The 16,910-nt window shown below is 68.4% G+C and carries 19 protein-coding genes; 12 read left to right on the top strand and 7 right to left on the bottom strand.

Annotation, left to right across the window (positions count from 1 at the left end):
- Position 1 precedes the first annotated feature (1 nt).
- Positions 2-613 carry a polysaccharide deacetylase family protein gene (locus tag M3M54_RS06880; protein ID WP_249021441.1) on the bottom strand — a complete coding sequence of 204 codons (612 nt, stop codon included), beginning with the start codon at positions 611-613 and terminating at the stop codon, positions 2-4.
- A gap of 50 nt (positions 614-663) precedes the next feature.
- On the opposite strand from M3M54_RS06880, the gene dnaX reads away from it, so the two are divergent.
- The 5 genes from dnaX (at position 664) to M3M54_RS06855 (ending at position 5,710) form a co-directional block, all read left to right on the top strand.
- Entirely contained in the window at positions 664-2,343 is a 1,680-nt protein-coding gene (gene dnaX, locus M3M54_RS06875) for a DNA polymerase III subunit gamma/tau (RefSeq protein WP_249021440.1), read from the top strand.
- On the top strand, positions 2,343-2,693 hold the full coding sequence (locus M3M54_RS06870) for a YbaB/EbfC family nucleoid-associated protein (protein WP_249021439.1): 351 nt from the start codon (positions 2,343-2,345) through the stop codon (positions 2,691-2,693). The genes dnaX and M3M54_RS06870 overlap by 1 nt, the downstream gene beginning before the upstream one ends.
- Before the next feature lie 34 nt (positions 2,694-2,727).
- Complete coding sequence (gene recR, locus M3M54_RS06865) at positions 2,728-3,333, top strand: recombination mediator RecR (protein WP_249021438.1); 606 nt, start codon at positions 2,728-2,730, stop codon at positions 3,331-3,333.
- Positions 3,334-3,404: 71 nt separating this feature from the next.
- Positions 3,405-4,676, top strand: a complete 1,272-nt coding sequence (locus tag M3M54_RS06860; RefSeq protein WP_249021437.1) for an aspartate kinase — start codon at positions 3,405-3,407, stop codon at positions 4,674-4,676.
- The gene (locus M3M54_RS06855; RefSeq protein ID WP_249021436.1) at positions 4,673-5,710 is read left to right on the top strand and encodes an aspartate-semialdehyde dehydrogenase; all 1,038 of its coding nucleotides are present in this window, start codon (positions 4,673-4,675) and stop codon (positions 5,708-5,710) included. The genes M3M54_RS06860 and M3M54_RS06855 overlap by 4 nt, the downstream gene beginning before the upstream one ends.
- A 305-nt stretch (positions 5,711-6,015) precedes the next feature.
- Here M3M54_RS06855 and M3M54_RS06850 read toward each other — a convergent pair whose 3' ends face one another.
- On the bottom strand, positions 6,016-7,161 hold the full coding sequence (locus tag M3M54_RS06850; protein WP_249021435.1) for a M50 family metallopeptidase: 1,146 nt from the start codon (positions 7,159-7,161) through the stop codon (positions 6,016-6,018).
- Between the two features lie 76 nt (positions 7,162-7,237).
- Here M3M54_RS06850 and M3M54_RS06845 point away from each other — a divergent pair, with 76 nt between their 5' ends.
- Positions 7,238-8,752, top strand: a complete 1,515-nt coding sequence (locus M3M54_RS06845; RefSeq protein WP_249021434.1) for a carboxypeptidase M32 — start codon at positions 7,238-7,240, stop codon at positions 8,750-8,752.
- Positions 8,753-8,795: 43 nt separating this feature from the next.
- Positions 8,796-9,785: a malate dehydrogenase gene (locus tag M3M54_RS06840; protein WP_249021433.1), complete on the top strand. Its 990-nt coding sequence runs from the start codon at positions 8,796-8,798 to the stop codon at positions 9,783-9,785.
- A gap of 157 nt (positions 9,786-9,942) precedes the next feature.
- On the opposite strand, the gene M3M54_RS06835 is transcribed toward M3M54_RS06840, so the two are convergent.
- The 3 genes from M3M54_RS06835 to M3M54_RS06825 form a co-directional block, all read right to left on the bottom strand.
- Positions 9,943-10,359: a winged helix-turn-helix transcriptional regulator gene (locus M3M54_RS06835; protein WP_249021432.1), complete on the bottom strand. Its 417-nt coding sequence runs from the start codon at positions 10,357-10,359 to the stop codon at positions 9,943-9,945.
- A gap of 61 nt (positions 10,360-10,420) precedes the next feature.
- Complete coding sequence (locus tag M3M54_RS06830) at positions 10,421-10,870, bottom strand: SRPBCC family protein (RefSeq protein WP_249021431.1); 450 nt, start codon at positions 10,868-10,870, stop codon at positions 10,421-10,423.
- Between the two features lie 27 nt (positions 10,871-10,897).
- On the bottom strand, positions 10,898-11,839 hold the full coding sequence (locus tag M3M54_RS06825; protein WP_249021430.1) for an NmrA family NAD(P)-binding protein: 942 nt from the start codon (positions 11,837-11,839) through the stop codon (positions 10,898-10,900).
- A gap of 207 nt (positions 11,840-12,046) precedes the next feature.
- Here M3M54_RS06825 and M3M54_RS06820 point away from each other — a divergent pair, with 207 nt between their 5' ends.
- From M3M54_RS06820 to M3M54_RS06805, 4 genes are all read left to right on the top strand, one after another.
- Entirely contained in the window at positions 12,047-12,277 is a 231-nt protein-coding gene (locus M3M54_RS06820) for a hypothetical protein (protein WP_249021429.1), read from the top strand.
- A gap of 63 nt (positions 12,278-12,340) precedes the next feature.
- Positions 12,341-13,105, top strand: coding sequence for an MBL fold metallo-hydrolase (locus M3M54_RS06815; RefSeq protein ID WP_249021428.1), 765 nt, complete (start codon positions 12,341-12,343; stop codon positions 13,103-13,105).
- A gap of 61 nt (positions 13,106-13,166) precedes the next feature.
- Positions 13,167-13,412 carry a hypothetical protein gene (locus M3M54_RS06810; RefSeq protein ID WP_249021427.1) on the top strand — a complete coding sequence of 82 codons (246 nt, stop codon included), beginning with the start codon at positions 13,167-13,169 and terminating at the stop codon, positions 13,410-13,412.
- A gap of 118 nt (positions 13,413-13,530) precedes the next feature.
- The gene (locus tag M3M54_RS06805) at positions 13,531-14,208 is read left to right on the top strand and encodes a hypothetical protein (RefSeq protein WP_249021426.1); all 678 of its coding nucleotides are present in this window, start codon (positions 13,531-13,533) and stop codon (positions 14,206-14,208) included.
- On the opposite strand, the gene M3M54_RS06800 is transcribed toward M3M54_RS06805, so the two are convergent.
- Positions 14,205-14,699: an RNA polymerase sigma factor gene (locus tag M3M54_RS06800; protein ID WP_249021425.1), complete on the bottom strand. Its 495-nt coding sequence runs from the start codon at positions 14,697-14,699 to the stop codon at positions 14,205-14,207. The genes M3M54_RS06805 and M3M54_RS06800 overlap by 4 nt on opposite strands.
- A gap of 106 nt (positions 14,700-14,805) precedes the next feature.
- Between M3M54_RS06800 and M3M54_RS06795 the strand changes: the two genes are divergently transcribed.
- The gene (locus M3M54_RS06795; protein WP_249021424.1) at positions 14,806-15,369 is read left to right on the top strand and encodes a hypothetical protein; all 564 of its coding nucleotides are present in this window, start codon (positions 14,806-14,808) and stop codon (positions 15,367-15,369) included.
- A 52-nt stretch (positions 15,370-15,421) separates the two neighbouring features.
- On the opposite strand, the gene M3M54_RS06790 is transcribed toward M3M54_RS06795, so the two are convergent.
- Positions 15,422-16,777: a glycine--tRNA ligase gene (locus tag M3M54_RS06790; RefSeq protein WP_249021423.1), complete on the bottom strand. Its 1,356-nt coding sequence runs from the start codon at positions 16,775-16,777 to the stop codon at positions 15,422-15,424.
- Between the last annotated feature and the right edge of the window lie 133 nt (positions 16,778-16,910).

The following is a 16,910-nucleotide window of genomic DNA, read 5'->3' as shown; positions in this document are numbered from 1 at the left end:
CTCAGTCCTGCGTCAGCAGACGCGCGACGTCAAGCGCCGTGTGCTGGGCCTTCACGTGCTCGCGCGGCTGCAGCCAGGCCTCGGGGTCTGCGGCGCCGCCATCGCTGGTGTAGACGTGCCGGTAGGCCAGGCGGCGCAGCTGTTCGAGCACGGCGTCGTTGTAGGTGCCGTAGGCGATCGCCAGCGTGTCGACCGTGGTCCCGGTGAGCTCCTCGAGCAGTCTGCGGCCCTGGGTGATCTCGTGCTCGAGCCTAGCGGGGTCGAGCTTGGTCAGATCAAGATGGGCCAGTCCGTGGTTGCCGATCCGCATACCGGCGCTGACCAGCTCACGCAGGTCGTGGCGGTCGATGAAGCCCGGCTGCCCCAGGCGGCCGGCGTTGATGAAGAAGGTTGCGCTCAGTCCGTGCTCGCGCAGGGCCGGCAGGACCACGGCGATGTCCGACCAGTTCCCGTCGTCGAAGCTGAGGCTCACGTCGCTGCGGCGCACGCATGCCTCGAGCGTGGCCTGGAAGAGTTTGGGGCTGACCCAGTAGTCGCGCTCGCCCACGCCGAAGTCACGCCCGATCGGGTGGCCGATCCCGTGAAAGCCGAGGTTGACGAGCTGTGTGCGCATCGGTTGCAGCGATGTTCGCAGGTGCGCGACCACCTAGACTGAATAGCTCTGTGTCAGCAGGTCCTTCGCTCTACCGCCGCCACCGGCCACGTACCTTCGCCGACGTGGTCGGCCAGGAGCATGTGGTGCGCACACTGTCGCACGCGGTGGCGCGCGACCAGGTGCACCACGCCTACCTGTTCGTGGGCTCGCGCGGCACCGGCAAGACCAGCATGGCCAAGATTCTCGCGGCCTGCCTGAACTGTGTTGAGGGCCCCACGGTGAGCCCGTGTGGGCGCTGTGAAGCGTGCGTCGCGATCGCCTCCGCCACCTCGCTGGACGTGATCGAGATGGACGCGGCGTCCAACAACTCGGTTGACGACATCCGCGAGCTGCGTGAGACCGTCGCCTATGCGCCGGTCTCCGGCCGCCACAAGGTCTACATCCTGGACGAGGCGCACATGCTTTCCACGCAGGCCTGGAACGCGTTCCTGAAGACGCTCGAGGAGCCGCCGCCGCGTACCGTCTTCGTCCTGGCGACGACCGAGGCTCAGAAGGTGCTGCCGACCGTAGTCGACCGCTGCCACCGCTTCGACTTCGGTCGGCCAACCGCGGCGCAGGTGGCGACCGTCGTGCGGCGGGTCGCCGCGGCTGAGGCGATCAAAATCGACGATGGCGCCGTTGGGCTGATCGCGCGCCATGCGACCGGATCCTTCCGCGACGCGCTCGGCACGCTCGAGCAGCTCGTGACCTATGCGGGCGACGCGGAGATCGCCACCGAGGACGTGCTCGCCGTGCTCGGTGTCGCCGACGGCGAGCAGCTGTTCGCGGCCGTCGACGCGGTGGCCGCCCGCGATCCGGCTGGGGCGCTGCGCGCGGCGGCTGCGCTTGCCGCCACGGGTCGCGATCCTGGGCAGATGCTGCGCGACCTGGAGGCGCACGCGCGCGAGCTCTTGACAGCGCAGGTGCTCGGTGAGGTCGCGCCCGAGCTGCGGCTCACCCCTGAACACGACCAACGGCTGCTTGAGCAGGCGGGCGCGCTCGCGCCCTCGGATGCCGTGCGGCTGCTCGATCTGCTTGCGGATGCGTTGCAGGCGAGCGCGGGTGGTGCCCAGCCGCGTGTGCAGCTGGAGCTGGCGCTCGTGCGCGCAGCGGCGCCTGAGATGGACCCCTCGATGCGTGCTCTGCTGGCGCGCATCGAGGACCTGGAACGTGGTCGCCCGCAGCCCATACGACAGGACGTCCCGCCCCCGGCCACGCCGGTGACGGCGCTGCCTGACCCGAGCCCCACGCCGGTGACGGCGCTGCGCGGCGCCAGTCCGGTCACGGAGCCGGAGCGCCCAGCGCCCGGCCGTGACGAGATGACGCTCGCCGACATGCAGCGCCTATGGCCGGCGGTGGTGGACCTGGTCAAGGGTGCGAACGCGATGTTGGGCGTGCTGCTCGATTCCGCCAGCCCGGCTTCGCTCAGCGACCGGGAGCTGGTCCTGAGCTTCCCTGCCGAGGCGGCCTTCTACAAGCGCAAGGCGGAACAGGACGACTACCGGCGGAGCACCGCGGAGGCGGTACGCAACGTCACCGGCCGAACCCTCAGCCTGAGCTTCGAGCTTGCTGAGGGCTCGCTTCCGGCGGAGCCCACCGACCTGCCCGCACCAGCTGAAACGCTGAGCGGCGACGAGCTTGTGGCGCGCCTGGTCGCTGACTTCGACGCCGAGGAGATCGTTGACCACGACCAAGAGGGGGAGCACTGATGCCCCAGCCGGGAATGCCCAACATGCAGCAGATGATGAAGCAGGTGCAGAAGATGCAGGCCGACATGGCCAAAGCTCAGGAGGAGCTGAAGTCGGAGGTCGTCGAGGCGGCCGCGGGCGGTGGTGCGGTGAAGGTCGAGGTGAGCGGCGAGCTCGTATTTCGCTCGATCACGATCGCGCCGGAGGCGATCGACCCCGACGACCCGGAGATGCTCTCAGACCTCGTGCTGGCCGCTGTCAACCAGGGCATAGAGGCCGCGCAGGAGCTTGCGGCTCGCAAGCTCGGCGCCGCGACCGGCGGTCTGGCCGGGCCTGGCGGGCTCGGCGGCCTGGGGATCCCCGGCTTCTGAGAGCCGGCGAGCCAGGAAGCGGCGGCTGAGCGCGGTGAACACCTACGCACCTGCACTGCAACGGCTGATCGCCGAGCTGTCAAAGCTGCCCGGCGTCGGCGGACGCACCGCTCAGCGGCTCGCCTTCCACCTGCTGCGCGCCAGCGAGGAGGACGCGCTGGCGCTCGCCGACGCGATCCGTGAGGTCAAGTCGCGGATTGGTTTCTGCGAGATCTGCTTCAACCTCGCCGAGGGGCCGCGCTGCCGGATCTGCGCCGACGAGCGCCGTGAAGGTGACGTGATCTGCGTGGTTGAGGAGCCGGTCGATGTGATCTCGATCGAGCGCACCCACGAGTTTCGCGGCCGCTACCACGTGCTCGGTGGGGCGCTTTCGCCGATCGACGGGATCGACCCGGAGGATCTGCGGATCGAGCAGCTCTACGCGCGTCTGCGCGATGGCGAGGTCCGTGAGGTGGTGATCGCCACCAACCCGACAACCACCGGGGAGGCGACGGCGTTGCACATCGCCGCCGGCATCCGCCAGCTCGCGCCCGCGACGGCGGTGACGCGGCTGGCCTCGGGCCTGCCGGTTGGCTCCGACCTCGAGTACGCCGACGAGCTCACGCTCGGCCGCGCGTTCTCCGGCCGCCGGGCGCTCTAGACCGTGTCGCGCCAGCAGCCGGCGCCAGGGTTCGCGGCCAGCGGGCCGCGAACCTCCTAATCTGCCAGTTGATGCTTGGCCAACCGACGATCGTGATGAAGTTCGGCGGCACCTCGGTGGCCGACGCCGAGCGGATCAAGCTTGCGGCCCGCCGGATCGTCGCCCAGCGCGAGTCAGGAAAGCGCGTGGTCGCGGTGTTGTCGGCGCGCGGTCATACGACCGACGAGCTGATCCGGGCCGCGGAGGAGGTCTCTGCCAACCCGGACCCGCGGGAGCTGGACATGCTGCTCTCCACCGGCGAGCGGATCTCCTGCGCGCTGTGTGCGATGGCGATCAACGACCTCGGCCACCGGGCGATCAGCCTGACCGGTTCGCAGGCGGGGATCGTGACCGACACCTCGCACACCAAGGCGCGCATCCTGGACGTGCGCGCGGATCGCATCGTGCAGGCGCTGGACGAGGACATGATCGTGCTTGTCGCCGGCTTTCAGGGTGTCTCGACCAGCCGCGATGTGACGACGCTCGGTCGTGGCGGCTCCGACACCACCGCGGTTGCCGTCGCAGCCGCGCTCGGGGCGGAGGTGTGCGAGATCTACACCGATGTCAGCGGTGTGTTCAGCGCCGACCCGAGGCTCGTGCCCAACGCCCGCAAGCTGCCGCTGGTCAGCTTCGAGGAGATGCTCGAGATGGCCGCCTCCGGCGCCAAGGTGCTGCAGCTGCGCTCGGTCGAGTACGCGCGCACGCACGGCGTCAGGATCCACTGCCGCTCAAGTTTTGAGGATGGTCCCGGTACCGTTGTGATTGGAGAAGAAGAGACGATGGAGCACCCGCTGATCACCGCTGTGACGCACTCCACCGAGGAGGCTCGGATCACGGTTGTCGGCGTGCCCGACCGCCCCGGTGCCGCTGCGGAGATCTTCGAGGCGCTGGCTGCTGCCAACGTCAACGTGGACACGATCGTGCAGAATGAGCCCCGCACCGACGGCTTTGACGCAGAGGTCTCGTTCACCTGCGCCACCGATGATCTGCGCGGCGCGGAGGCAGCGCTGGCCGGTGTCATCGCCGGCTTTCCCGGGGCGCGCCTGGAGAACGATCCAGAGGTCGGCAAGGTTTCGATCATCGGGGCTGGCATGCGCTCGCATCCGGGCGTGGCCGCCAAGGTCTTCCGCGTGCTGGCCGACGAGGAGATCAACATCGAGCTGATCAACACCTCGCCGATCAAGATCACCTGCCTGATCCGCGCAGCCTCCGTGACACGCGCGGTGCGCGCGCTGCACGACGCCTTCGGCCTGGGTGAGGGTGACATTCGGGCCGAGGGTGGCCTCGGGGGCGAGCCGCGATGAGCGCCGTCCGGCGGATCGCCGTGGTCGGTGCCACCGGCGCCGTGGGCACGGTGATGCTGCGCTGCCTGGCTGAGCGCGGGCTGGATCGGGAGAGCGAGATCGTGCTGTTCGCCAGCGAGCGTTCGGCGGGCCGCGTGATCGATGGCCGCACCGTGCGCGCGCTCGATGAGCACGCCGACCTGTCCGGGATCGACATCGCGCTGTTCTCGGCGGGCGCCGGCACCTCCAGGGTGTGGGCGCCACGCTTTGTGCAGGCGGGCGCCACGGTGATCGACAACTCCTCGGCGTTTCGCCGTGACCCGGAGGTGCCTCTGGTCGTGGCGGAGGTCAACCCGCATGCGCTGCACCTCGGCGAGGAGGATCGGCCGAGGCTGATCGCCAACCCGAACTGCTCCACGATGCAGCTGATGGTGGCGCTCGCGCCGATTCACCGCGAGGCCGGGATCGCGCGCCTGATCGTCTCCACCTACCAGTCGGTTTCGGGTACCGGCCAGCGCGCGCTCGATGAGCTCGACGCGCAGGCGCGCGCCTCACTGGAGGGCGAGCCGGCCCCGGCCCCGCAGATCTATCCGGAGCAGATTGCGTTCAACGTGATCGGCGCCGCCGGCAGCTTCGCCGACGGTGACGACCACACCGACGAGGAGCGCAAGATGATGTTCGAGACCTGCAAGATCCTCGAGGACGAGCAGATCGCGGTGGCCGTCACCTGCGTGCGCGTGCCGGTGCGTATCGGCCATTCGGAGGCCGTCAACATCGAGACCCGTGCGCACCTGCCACTGGAGCGCGCCCGCGAGCTGTTGGCCGCGGCGCCCGGCGTGATCCTTGAGGATGTGCCCTCGCCGCTGCGCAGCGAGGGCCGAGATGAGGTCTTTGTCGGGCGCCTGCGCTTGGACCGAACGCACCCCAACGGGCTGGCGATGTTCGTGGTGGCTGACAACCTGCGCAAGGGCGCGGCAACCAACGCCGTGCAGATCGCCGAGCTGCTGCTGGCCGAGGCCGGCAGCGGGCGCCGCGCGCCCACCGCGGCGCTGTAGGGCCAGCGAGCACCGCTCTCGCGGGCCGGCTTGCCCGGCGCGGGCCTCCGCGGGCCGGACGCTGTGACCGCCCGGCGGTGTGTGTGGCGCGGCCGTGACCGCCGCGCGGTGTGTGTGGGGCGGCCGTGAGCGCCGCGCGGTGTGTGTGGCGCGGCCGTGACCGCCGCGCGGCCCCAATGCTTCGCGCCTGCCGGCAAATTGTGCATCTGGGGTGACTGGAGCGCGCAGGATGCACAAAGCTCGTCGCCGCCCAGAGGTTTGGGGGGCAGCGGCAGGTGCCGGGCCCTCACCGCCCCACGGCGGGCCTAGCGAGCGGCCGGCGCGGCCGTCAACGTCTGCATGACCCTGCGCACCTGATCGAGCGTGAGCACGCCGGTGAGCGTGTCATCGGCGTCGGTGGCGATCACCGCGCCCAGGCGCCCCAGCGAGTCGAGTGCGAGTACCTCGGTCAGCGGGCGATCCTCGCCGATCGCCAGGCGTTCGCTGCCGGGCTCGAGTATCGATCCCACCGTCGCCTCGCCCTCTCCGGCCCTCACCAGCTCGTCGGCGCGGTTGCGCCGGGCGATCCCAATGAAGTGCCCGTCGCCGTCGATCACCGGCAGCCAGTCGCGTTGGTAGCGCAGGAACACCTCATCGTAGGCCTGCTCGACGGTGCTCGTGCCGTGTACGACAACCGGCTCGTGGTCCATTACGTCGGATACGCGCACGCCACTGACCCGGCTGACCTGGGCCGTGCCGGCGAGCGCCACACGCGCTGACTGCCAGAGCATGAACGCCAGGAACATCAGCCAGATGCCCACGAAGCTGCCGCTGTTGAGCGTGAGGAAGAGGCCCAGGCCGCCGAGCAGCACGCCGAAGCCCTCGCCCAGACGCGCTGCCATGCGGGTGCCTCGCAGCTTGTCGCCGGTGACCCGCCAGACCACGGCGCGGGCGATGCGGCCGCCGTCCAGGGGGTAGGCAGGAACCAGGTTGAAGATCAGGATCAGGACGTTCATCGCCAGCAGCCAGCTCAGCGCCAGGAGGACCGGTGTGATCTGGATGTTGCCGTTCAGCAAGATCGCGTCCAGCAGTCGGTGGCTGCCAACGAGTGCCAGGTCAAGGCCAAGGCAGACCAGCACGAACAGCAGCGTGCCGAGCGGACCTGCGGCGGCGATGCGGAACTCCTCGCCCGGCGTCTGCGAGTCGCGGCTCATGAAGGTGGTGCCGCCGAACAGGAAGAGCTCGATCCGCTGCACCGCGATCCCCTCGCGCCGGGCGGCGAGCGCATGGCCGAGCTCGTGCACGATCAGTGAGCCGTAGAACAGCAGCACCGTCGCGACGGTGGTCATGTAGGCGACGGTGCTGGAGGAGCGCAGCGTGCTCTGAAATGAGCCCGAGAGCAGGAAGATCAGCAAGAACAGCATGACGAACCAGGTCATGTCGACGCCGATGCGGATGCCCGAGACGGTCATCAGGCGAAGCGATCTGGTCCCGCGGAACATGCTGCAATGGTGGCATAGGCCGGTCTCCTCTACTGAAAGGTGTCTGATGCAGCACGCGACAGAGCAGCTCCGGGAGCGTCTGGCCGAGATCTCGGACCTGGAGCGCATCCGTCAAGTCCTGAACTGGGAGCAGAGCACCATGATGCCGCCACGCGGCGCTCCGGCCCGTGCGCGCCAGCTCGCCACGCTCGCCAACATCACGCATGAGCGCTTCGTCGCGGCCGAGACCGGTGAGCTGATCGCCGCCGCCGAGCAGGAGCTGACCGGCCTCGGGCTACCTGCCGACTCGCTCACCGTGCGCCTGGTGGCTCAGGCGCGCCGCCTCTACGACAAGGGCGCGCATGTACCCGCGGAACTCGTCAAAGCGCGGGCGCAGGCCGCCGCAGATGGCTACCGCGCGTGGCTCGCCGCACGGGCCGCGGATGACTTCTCCGCCTACGCGCCGGCGCTTGAGCGGAACTTTGATCTGGCACGCGAGTATGCGAGCTGCTTTGACGCGCAGGCGGACCTCTACGACGCGGTGCTCGACGACTACATGCCTGGCATGACCGACGCGACCGTCAGCGTGCTGTTCGACGAGCTGCGCGGCGAGCTTGTACCGCTCGTCGACGCGCTCGCGGGCCGGCCGATCGACACCGCCGTACAGCGGGCTCGCTACAGCATCGCCGCGCAACGCGGTCTCGTCGCCGAGGTGCTCGGTTGGCTGGGCTTCGATGCCTCAAGCTGGAGGCTCGACGACACCGCTCACCCTTTTCAGACGAGCTTCTCGGTGAGCGACATCCGGCTGACGACCCGCTTTGAGGCCGACTACTTCCCGGGGGCGCTCTATGGGGCGATGCATGAATGCGGTCACGGGCTCTACGAGGCCGGCATCGCTCCCGAGCTCGAGCGCACGCCGCTGGGCCAGATCTACTCGCTGGCGATGAACGAGTCACAGAGTCGTCTTTGGGAGAACATGGTCGGTCGCAGCCGCGCGTTCTGCGATGCGCTCGCGCCAGTCCTGGCGGGCCACTCCGAGGGCGCACTGGATGGCCTCGACGGTGCCAGCCTGTTTCGTGCGGTGAACGCGGTGCAACCTTCGCTGATCCGCATCGAGGCCGACGAGACGACCTACGGTCTGCACGTGGTCCTGCGTCACGAGCTCGAGCGGGCGCTGATGAGCGGCGAGTTGGAGGTGAGCGACCTGCCAGAGGCCTGGAACAGCCGGATGCGTGACTACCTCGGCGTAACGGTGCGCTCGGATGTCCAAGGCGTTATGCAGGATGTTCACTGGAGCGAGGGGTTGATCGGCTATTTCCCCTCATACGCGATCGGCAACCTGATCGCCGGCCAGCTCTGGGAGCGCATCGCCGCTGCTCTGCCGGACCTGGACGCTCAGTTGCGCCGGCACGATCTGAGGCCGCTGCGCGAGTGGCCGACCGAGCACATCTACAGGCACGGCTCGGCCTTCAGCGACGCGGAACTGCTCTCGCGTCTGGTCGGTGCGCCATTGCAGGTCGCGCCGTTCGTGCGCTACCTGCGCGGCAAGCTCGGCGACGTGTACGGCATCGAGTTGGCGTAGGCTGAGGTGAAGCTTCTAGGCCATCACGACACTTGGAGAGAAGATGAGTAAGACACCAGTCAAGGTTGCCGTAACCGGCGCCGCCGGGCAGATCGGCTACGCGCTTGTGTTCCGCATCGCGAGCGGGGCACTGCTGGGTTCGCAGACACCAGTGATCCTGTCCCTGCTCGAGGTGCCGGCGGCGGTACGCGCTGCTGAGGGCACGGCGATGGAGCTTGACGACTGCGCCTTCCCGCTGCTTGCCGGGATCGAGATCAGCGACGATCCCAACCGCGCCTTTGACAACGCCAGCGTGGCGCTGCTGGTCGGGGCCCGTCCGCGCAGTGCCGGCATGGAGCGCAGCGACCTGCTCGAGGCCAACGGCGGCATCTTCGGGCCGCAGGGTGCCGCACTGAACGCGCATGCCGCATCTGACATCAGGGTGCTGGTGGTCGGTAATCCAGCCAACACCAACGCGCTGATCGCCCAGCACCATGCCCCCGACATCCCGGCGCGACGGTTCACCGCAATGACCCGCCTGGATCACAACCGCGCGATCGCGCAGCTCGCCAAACGTACAGGCGCTGCTGTCGCTGATGTGACGAATGTCACGATCTGGGGCAACCACTCGGCGACACAGTACCCGGACATCTACCACGCCAAGATCGCTGGCGCGAGCGCTGTCGAGCGGGTGTCCGATCAGGGGTGGATCGAGAGCGATTTCATTCCCACGGTGCAGAAGCGCGGCGCTGCGATCATCGACGCGCGTGGTGCGTCAAGCGCGGCGTCGGCTGCTAACGCCGCGATCGATCATGTTCACGACTGGCTGCTGGGCACGCCTGCGGGCGACTGGGTATCGATGTCGGTCCCCTCGGACGGCTCCTACGGTGTCGAGGAGGGGCTGATCTCGAGCTTTCCAGTGACCTGTAAGGACGGTGAGTACGAGATTGTCACGGGCCTGGAGGTCAGTGATTTCTCGCGCGAGCGAATCGATGCGACGGTGCGGGAGCTCGCCGGCGAGCGTGATGCCGTACGCGAATTGGGGCTGATCTGAGCCGACCTCAGAACCGCAGCCTGCGGTGAGCTCGGTTTCGCGGGCGGCGTGTGAGGCTCTCACGCCGCCCGCAACCGGGTGTTTGACAGATGCGCGCCGCGTGCGCGAGTGAGTGCACGCGGGCCATCTACGTCAGCTGCTACGGCGCTGCCTGCCCTTACGCCTGCTCGCCGCTCTGCGCAGCTGGGTGCCAGCCCTGGCCCTCGCGCGTGATGAGGCCCTCGCTGATCAGCTTGGGCATGACGCGATACAGGTAGTTGGGTTCGATTCCCATGGTCGTGGCGATCTCGGGAATAGTCACGCCCGGCTGCTTGCGCACGAGCTCGAGCGCCTGTGCCGCACGCGTGTTTCCGGCGCGTCGGCCGCGCGGGCGACCCGGCCGGCCAGCGGCCCGGCCCGCACGCCGGCGGGGGCCACCTGTTGCAGCGCGCGCGGGTGCCGGCTTGGCGGTGGCGACGCGAGCCGAGCTGCCGACCAGCGCCACGCGGGCGGCGAGCAGGCGGCTCTCTTCTTCCTTGAGTTCCTTCAGGCGGTTGTCTATGTCTTGCACAGCCGAATCGATGAAGCCGGCCATATGGTCTCCTTTAAGTCATGTGACGACGCGGTTGCGTCGGCACTGTAACCATAACCGATCGTCACGAGGCTTCGATTACACCTTTGAGCCGCAGCAGTGACTCGTAGGCTTCGCGCTCCGGTACCTGCCCGATCAGCACGCGTGAAGCGACGCCGCCGAGCGGACCTCCAGGAGGGTGGAACTCGTTGATGTACTCAAACCTAGTACCACCGTCGGTCGTGGGGGTCAGGGCGTACGAGATGAGCGCCCGAGACAGCGCCGGGCCGCGGCCGTGCCACTCCGCATGTCGTGGCGGCTCGACGGCCTCGAGCGTCCAGTGCACCTTGAATGGCACCCCAAGGATCTGCAGAACCTGGTCCATCTGAGCGCCGCGCTTGGCCGGGTCCTCGGATCTGAGCTTAACCGAGCGATGGATCGTTACCCAGTCGGCCAACCGATTGGGGTCCATGACTGTTCGCCAGACGCGCTCCGGTGGCGCAGCGATCTCGATCTCGACGTGGACGGGGTTCATCTCAAGCGGTTGCCCGGTCCCTTGACACTAGCGTCCGCCGAGCGGCTCAGTCAGTTCCCAATCACGCAGGGCCCGCTCGATCGCCGCATCGAGTCTGTGTGGTCGTAACCCCAGAACGTCCATGGCGAGGTCCTGGCTTGGCAGCAGGTCGGTCGTGAGCCCTTGCATCAGCGCCTCGATCAGCGCCGCATCCTCCGAGGCGATCGCGGCCGACAGTCTGCTAGCGATGGCCGTCAGTGTTACCCCCGGCAGGCTCACGGCCGGGCGGTCCAGCAGCAGCTCGTCACGGATACGCTCGATCAACTCGCGATAGGTGACCTGGTCGGGCCCGACCAGGTCCAGTGAGCGACCGGCGGTCGCGCTTGGCTGCACACATGCACTCAGCGTCTGCACGACATCACGCTGGTCAACCGGCATCGTGCGATAACGGCCCCAGTCTGGGATGAGCAGAACTGGCATTCGTTCCACCAGCCGGACCAGCAGCCGAAAGGAGCGCGAGCGCGGTCCGATCACGATTGAGGCCCGTAGCGCTGTCGACTCAGGCAGTGCTTCAAGCAGCAGCCGTTCGACCGCGAGCCTGCTCGCGAGGTGGTCGGAGAGAGGGCCGTCCGGGATAAGCCCGCCGAGGTAGACGACGCGCTGTACGCCGGCCCGCACCGCGGCGGCAGCGAAGTTCTCGGCGCCACGGCGCTCGCGGGCAGGGAAGCTCTGGTCCTGCCCGGCGATTGCGGGCGCGCGCTCCATCGAATGAATCAGGTAATACGCCAGGTCCACGCCCTCAAGCGCCGCTTCCAAGCCCGCGCCCGAGACGGCGTCGCCGGCGTGGATCTGGATCGGGCCGGAGAGCTGCGCGAGCGAGGGACTGTGCGGATTTCTGGTCAGGGCGTGAAGTTCGTGCCCTTCGCGCAGCAGCTCGGGTGCTAGCGCGCCGCCGATCGCGCCAGTGATACCGGTGATGAGAATGCGCATCGCCGACTGAAAGCTACGGAAACTGCGGCCCTTTCTCCTCGGACGTCAACGAATAGCCGCAAATAGCAGGGAAAACGGTATTCACGAAAGTGTTTGCGTTTTCCGGAATTCGTGCTGGCGCCAGCGCCGCTTACGCGCTTTGATGACACGGGTCTTAGCGCCGGGGGGCGCTGGGCCGAGGTTCACGACAGAAGAGGTGTCTGGTTTATGGCTGCAAGTCGTACCCGTGCCGGGCGAGTGTCCTGCGATGGCTGTTTCTTCAGGCTGAACATGCTCTGCGCAGTCAGCGACTCGAGTCCCTGCGCGACCTTCCGGCCCAACCGGCCAGAGGGCCTCAGGCCACCCAGCCAGCTGCGCCTGACCTTCCGCAAGGAGCGCCAGCTGCAGGTCGCATGGTCGTTCCCGCCGCCCAGCGAGCAACTGGTCCTGCACGCCTGAGGGGCGCGGCTCGGCGGTGGCTGGCGGCGCGCCTGCCGGTGCATCGACTAGCCTGCGCCGGGGATGGAATTGACCGTGGTCGGCAAGTCGCCGGCGATGCCGGATGCGGGCGGGGCTCAGAGCGGGTATCTCGTCGCCGACGGCGCCTTCAAGCTGTTGGTCGAATGCGGCGGCGGCGTGGTCGCCAAGTTGCGCCAGTTCACCGATCTGGCTTCGATCGATGCCGTGCTGCTTAGCCATCCTCACGCGGACCATGCCATGGACCTGCTGCCACTGGGCTTTGCTCTCGCCCACGGGCTTGGACTGGCGAGCCCCGCACGGCCGCCGCTGTGGGTTCCACCCGGCGCGGCCGCCGTACTGAACGACTTCTCACGTGCGCTCGGCATGGGCTCGCAGATCGACGACGCGTTTACCGTGCGCGAGTACGACCCGAACCTGCCGCTGCGGATCGGGCCGTTGACCGTGAGCTTTGCCGAGGTGCCCCACTACGTGCGCGCTTGGGCCTGCGACATCCGTGCCGACGACGGTGGACGGCTCACCTTTGGCGCCGACTGCGGGCCAAACGGAGCACTCGTCGAACTGTCTCGTGACACGCCGATGCTCATGCTCGAGGCGACCGAGGGTCCGGGACCGCACCGCGGTCAGCACGTTCGCGGCCACCTGACCGCGGCTGAGGCCGGGGAGCTCGCGCAGGCGGCGGGCGCCCGGACGCTGCTTTTGACCCACTACTCCGACCTGCACGATCCACGCGCCCTGCTCACGGCCGCGCGCACCGGCTTCGCCGGTCGGCTGGAGCTCGCCGGCGAACTCCAGCACTATCGCCTGTGAGCGCTGTCTGGCGTCTATGCTCGGAAGTCCGAGCCCGAGACCACTACCGAGGGGAGAACCAATGCTCAGACGACGGTCACGCTCAGCCAAGGCAGAGCCCAAGCCGACAGGCAAGGCGGATCGGGAGCCAAAGCGCAAGAAGCGACGAGTCTCAAGGCTTTTCTCGCTCGTGATCCTCGGCGCTGCGGCCACACTTGCAGCGTCTGAGAGCGCGCGCAGCAAGGTGCTCGACGCGCTTTTCGGATCCGAGGAAGAGTTCAAGTACACGCCCCCGTCGGGGACCGATGGCAACGGCGCCGGTGCTTGAGCACGCCGCTGGGAAGGATCTGCAGCCAGTGGGCGTCCTGTTCTGTTGAGAACTGAAGCCTGCGCCTGGGGCGTAAGCGAGCTCGGCCTCAGCACCGCCGGCGGGACATCAGCAGAACATGCCCGAAGACAACCACTCCCCTGACAGCTCGACGCTGGCGCGCGCGGCGCGGGTTCGCGATCTCCTGCACGCCGCCGCTGCCCAGGAGCGGGCTCCTCAGCGTCTGCGCGAGCGCGTCGCGCAACTCGACGCCGGACGCAGCTCGGTGCGCGGCCGGCGCCGGCCGCGGCTGGGGGGGCTCAGTGTCGGCACGGCGCTCGTCGCGGCGCTGGCCGCGGTTGCCGTGGTCGCGGCGAGCGGCCCGGGAGCACCATCGCTGGCGCAGGCGGCCACGCTCGCGCAACGCGCCCCAGACGCGCCAGGGCCGAGCCCTGTGCCCGGCTCACCCTACTGGCTCAACGCCCGCGTGGGCGGCCTCAGCTTTCCCAACTGGCGGCCCTACGGTGGCTGGCGCAGCGTCGGTGAACGCCGTGACAGGCTCGGTGACCGCACCGCGACCACCGTTTACTACAGCGCCCGCGGCCGCCGCATCGCCTACTCGATCGTCTCAGCGCCCGAGCTGCCGGCGGCGGTTGCCGCGGGTGGCACAGGCCACATCACGCTCTGGCAGCACGGTCGGGCGACCGTCGTTTGGAACGAGCACGGTCACACGTGCCTGCTGTCGGCTGCTGATGTGAGTCCGCGCCAGCTCTGGCGGCTTGCCTCGCGCGGACGCTCAAGCGGCGCAGAGGCCTAGAGTCCGAGCGCGTCCGCAACGCGGCCTCGGGCCCGGTGCACGCGGGTGGTGAGCGTGGCCTCGCGCACGCGCAGTGCGCGCGAGGCCTCGCGATAGCTGAGGCCCATCACATCGACGGCGACGAGCGCGTCGCGGAAGGGATCGGGCAGCGCGGCGATCGCCGCGTACAGCTCGCCCGCCTCGATGCTCGCCTCCGGTGAAGGCGCGGAGCGGTCCTCGATGGCGCTCAGGTCATCTGGCAGCGGCGTTGTCAGCGGCCGGCGCGCCGCTGCGCGACGGCCGCTCACAAACGTGTTGCGCAGGACGCGCAAGAGGTAGCCGAGGTCATCGGAGTTGCGCACCAGGCGCGGCTTGACGAGCACTCTGGCGAACGTCTCCTGGACGAGGTCCTCGGCCTCCTCGCGTGAGCCGCACATGCTCCAGGCGGCTCGGTAGAGGCGGTCGATGTGATCGCCGAGCGAAGCAGGGTCCAGTTGGTGCTCGTCTGGCATGTCGCGCCAGCATAAGCTTCTGGCCGTGCGCGGGGCGCGGGAAGGAAAGGCCGTGCGCGGGCGTCCTTGGTAGCGACCGGCAAATAACCGAGGAGGAACGACAGTGTTGAAGTCAAGGATCGCGCTGGCCGCTGTCGCCGCTGCGGCGATCGGCGGTGGCGTGGCCGCGGTGGCGGTGCCGAGTGCCGGAGCAGCGACCGCGCATCACGCGCCGCGCAGGAAGGCTGGGCGCAAGGCGAGCGGCCCCGCACTGACCGTCAAGCTGGCGAAGGTGCACGTGGTTGCCGGCTCCGGCACCACGGTGCGCTGGGTGCTCGTCGATGCGGCCGGTAAGGCCGTTTACATGCTCACCGGCGATACCCCGTCGCACCCCAAGTGCACGAGCACGACCTGCCACTCCGCCTGGCCGGCGCTGACCACCAAGGCCAAGAGGCTCACGGCGGGCAAGGGCGTGAAGGGCAGGCTGGGGGTCTGGCATCACGGCAAGATCAGCCAGGTGACGTTGAACGGCCACCCGCTCTACACCTTCGCCGCAGACAGCGTCGGGACAGCCTCGGGCGAGGGAATCGTCAACTTCGGCGGTACCTGGGAGCTGTTTGCCGCCAGCGGCAAGCCGATGCCCAAGACCGCGGGCAAGACAAGCTCAACCAGCAAGAGCGGCGGCTGGTAGGTGTCTGACGGCCGGCCGGCGTGGGTCAGGTCACGCCGGCCGGGTGCCGTCGCTAGGGCTTGGGCGAGCGCCAGGGAGCGCGCAGCCGCCGGTCCAGCTCGCTGGCCAGAGCATCGATCGCGATCCGCTCCTGGGCGAGACTGTCCCGGTCGCGGATGGTGACGGTCCGGTCATCGAGCGACTGGTGGTCGATCGTCACCGACCAGGGCGTGCCGATCTCGTCCTGCCGGCGGTAGCGGCGGCCGATCGCGCCGCCCTCGTCGTACTCGACCTGCATGCGCTCGCGCAGCAGGTCCACCACCTCGCGCGCAAGCTCCGGCTGTCCGTCCTTCTTGACCAACGGCAACACGGCTGCCTTCACAGGCGCCAGCAGCGGGTGCAGGCGCAGCACCGTCCGGGTGTCGCCGTCGATCTCGTCCTCGTCGTAGGCGTCGCAGAGGAACGCGAGCGTCGCACGGTCAGCCCCGGCGGCCGGCTCGATCACGTAGGGGAAATAGCGCTCACCCGTGGCGGTATCGACGTACTCCAGGTTCTGGTGTGAGTACTCGGCGTGCTGGGTGAGATCAAAGTTGCCGCGGTTGGCGATCCCCTCAAGCTCCTGCCAGCCGATCGGGTACAGGTACTCGACGTCACTGGTGGCGCTTGAGTAGTGCGAGAGCTCTGAGGCGTCGTGGGCGCGCAGCCGCAGATGGTCGGGGCGGATGCCGAGCTTGACGTACCAGTCGTAGCGGGCCTGTTTCCAGTACTCGTACCACCTATCCGCCTGGTCCGGTGGCACGAAGAACTCCATCTCCATCTGCTCGAACTCGCGCATGCGAAAGACGAAGTTGCCGGGTGTGATCTCGTTGCGAAAGCTCTTGCCGACTTGGGCGATCCCAAACGGCGGCTTCTTGCGGGCGAACTGCAGGTAGTGACGGAAGTTCAGGAAGATCCCCTGGGCCGTCTCCGGCCGCAGATAAACCGTCGCCCCCTCATCCTGGACGGGGCCGACCGTGGTCTTGAACATCAGGTTGAAGTTGCGCGCCTCGGTGAGGTCGCAGTCGGGACCCTGTCCCGGATGCAGCGACGGCTTGCGGCCGCAGCGCGCGTCCTCGAGCTTGTCGGCACGGAAGCGCAGTTTGCAGGTGCGGCAGTCAACCAGCGGGTCTGTGAAGCCGGCGATGTGGCCGCTGGCCTCCCAGGTCCGGGGGTGCTGGATGATGGCCGAGTCGAGCGCGACCACGTCGTCGCGTTCGCGCAGCAGCGCGTGCCACCAGCGGTCCTTCACGTTGTTCTTGAGCAGCACGCCGTAATGCCCGTAGTCGTAGCTCGAGCCGATCCCGCCGTAGATCTCGCTGGAGGGGAAGATGAAGCCGCGCCGCTTGCACAGCGCGACGACCTTCTCCATCGTCACCGCTTCGTCTGTCATTGCGCCGGATCCTAGCGGTGGGGTGCCGGTTGTCCGCCTTCTGACCGCGACGAGTTGCCCATCCGTCGAGCGTTGGCACTCGCAGCCCTAGAGTGCCAAAATGATGTCCGACCACGAAGCTATAGTTTGAGAG

Source organism: Conexibacter sp. S30A1, assembly GCF_023330665.1.
GTDB lineage: Bacteria > Actinomycetota > Thermoleophilia > Solirubrobacterales > Solirubrobacteraceae > Palsa-465.
The sequence above is the reverse complement of the archived record's forward strand: the minus strand, read 5'-3'. Positions and strand labels throughout refer to the sequence as shown.

What these genes read in the sequence shown, in the direction of transcription:
- M3M54_RS06790 (WP_249021423.1), bottom strand. Translation starts at nt 16,777, where the DNA reads ATGACAGACGAAGCGGTGACGATGGAGAAGGTCGTCGCGCTGTGCAAG.
- M3M54_RS06830 (WP_249021431.1), bottom strand. Translation starts at nt 10,870, where the DNA reads ATGAACCCCGTCCACGTCGAGATCGAGATCGCTGCGCCACCGGAGCGC.
- M3M54_RS06810 (WP_249021427.1), top strand. Translation starts at nt 13,167, where the DNA reads ATGCTCAGACGACGGTCACGCTCAGCCAAGGCAGAGCCCAAGCCGACA.
- M3M54_RS06860 (WP_249021437.1), top strand. Translation starts at nt 3,405, where the DNA reads ATGCTTGGCCAACCGACGATCGTGATGAAGTTCGGCGGCACCTCGGTG.
- M3M54_RS06805 (WP_249021426.1), top strand. Translation starts at nt 13,531, where the DNA reads ATGCCCGAAGACAACCACTCCCCTGACAGCTCGACGCTGGCGCGCGCG.
- M3M54_RS06855 (WP_249021436.1), top strand. Translation starts at nt 4,673, where the DNA reads ATGAGCGCCGTCCGGCGGATCGCCGTGGTCGGTGCCACCGGCGCCGTG.
- M3M54_RS06840 (WP_249021433.1), top strand. Translation starts at nt 8,796, where the DNA reads ATGAGTAAGACACCAGTCAAGGTTGCCGTAACCGGCGCCGCCGGGCAG.
- M3M54_RS06825 (WP_249021430.1), bottom strand. Translation starts at nt 11,839, where the DNA reads ATGCGCATTCTCATCACCGGTATCACTGGCGCGATCGGCGGCGCGCTA.
- M3M54_RS06870 (WP_249021439.1), top strand. Translation starts at nt 2,343, where the DNA reads ATGCCCCAGCCGGGAATGCCCAACATGCAGCAGATGATGAAGCAGGTG.
- M3M54_RS06845 (WP_249021434.1), top strand. Translation starts at nt 7,238, where the DNA reads ATGCAGCACGCGACAGAGCAGCTCCGGGAGCGTCTGGCCGAGATCTCG.
- M3M54_RS06850 (WP_249021435.1), bottom strand. Translation starts at nt 7,161, where the DNA reads ATGACCGTCTCGGGCATCCGCATCGGCGTCGACATGACCTGGTTCGTC.
- M3M54_RS06815 (WP_249021428.1), top strand. Translation starts at nt 12,341, where the DNA reads ATGGAATTGACCGTGGTCGGCAAGTCGCCGGCGATGCCGGATGCGGGC.
- M3M54_RS06835 (WP_249021432.1), bottom strand. Translation starts at nt 10,359, where the DNA reads ATGGCCGGCTTCATCGATTCGGCTGTGCAAGACATAGACAACCGCCTG.
- M3M54_RS06880 (WP_249021441.1), bottom strand. Translation starts at nt 613, where the DNA reads ATGCGCACACAGCTCGTCAACCTCGGCTTTCACGGGATCGGCCACCCG.
- M3M54_RS06820 (WP_249021429.1), top strand. Translation starts at nt 12,047, where the DNA reads ATGGCTGCAAGTCGTACCCGTGCCGGGCGAGTGTCCTGCGATGGCTGT.
- M3M54_RS06800 (WP_249021425.1), bottom strand. Translation starts at nt 14,699, where the DNA reads ATGCCAGACGAGCACCAACTGGACCCTGCTTCGCTCGGCGATCACATC.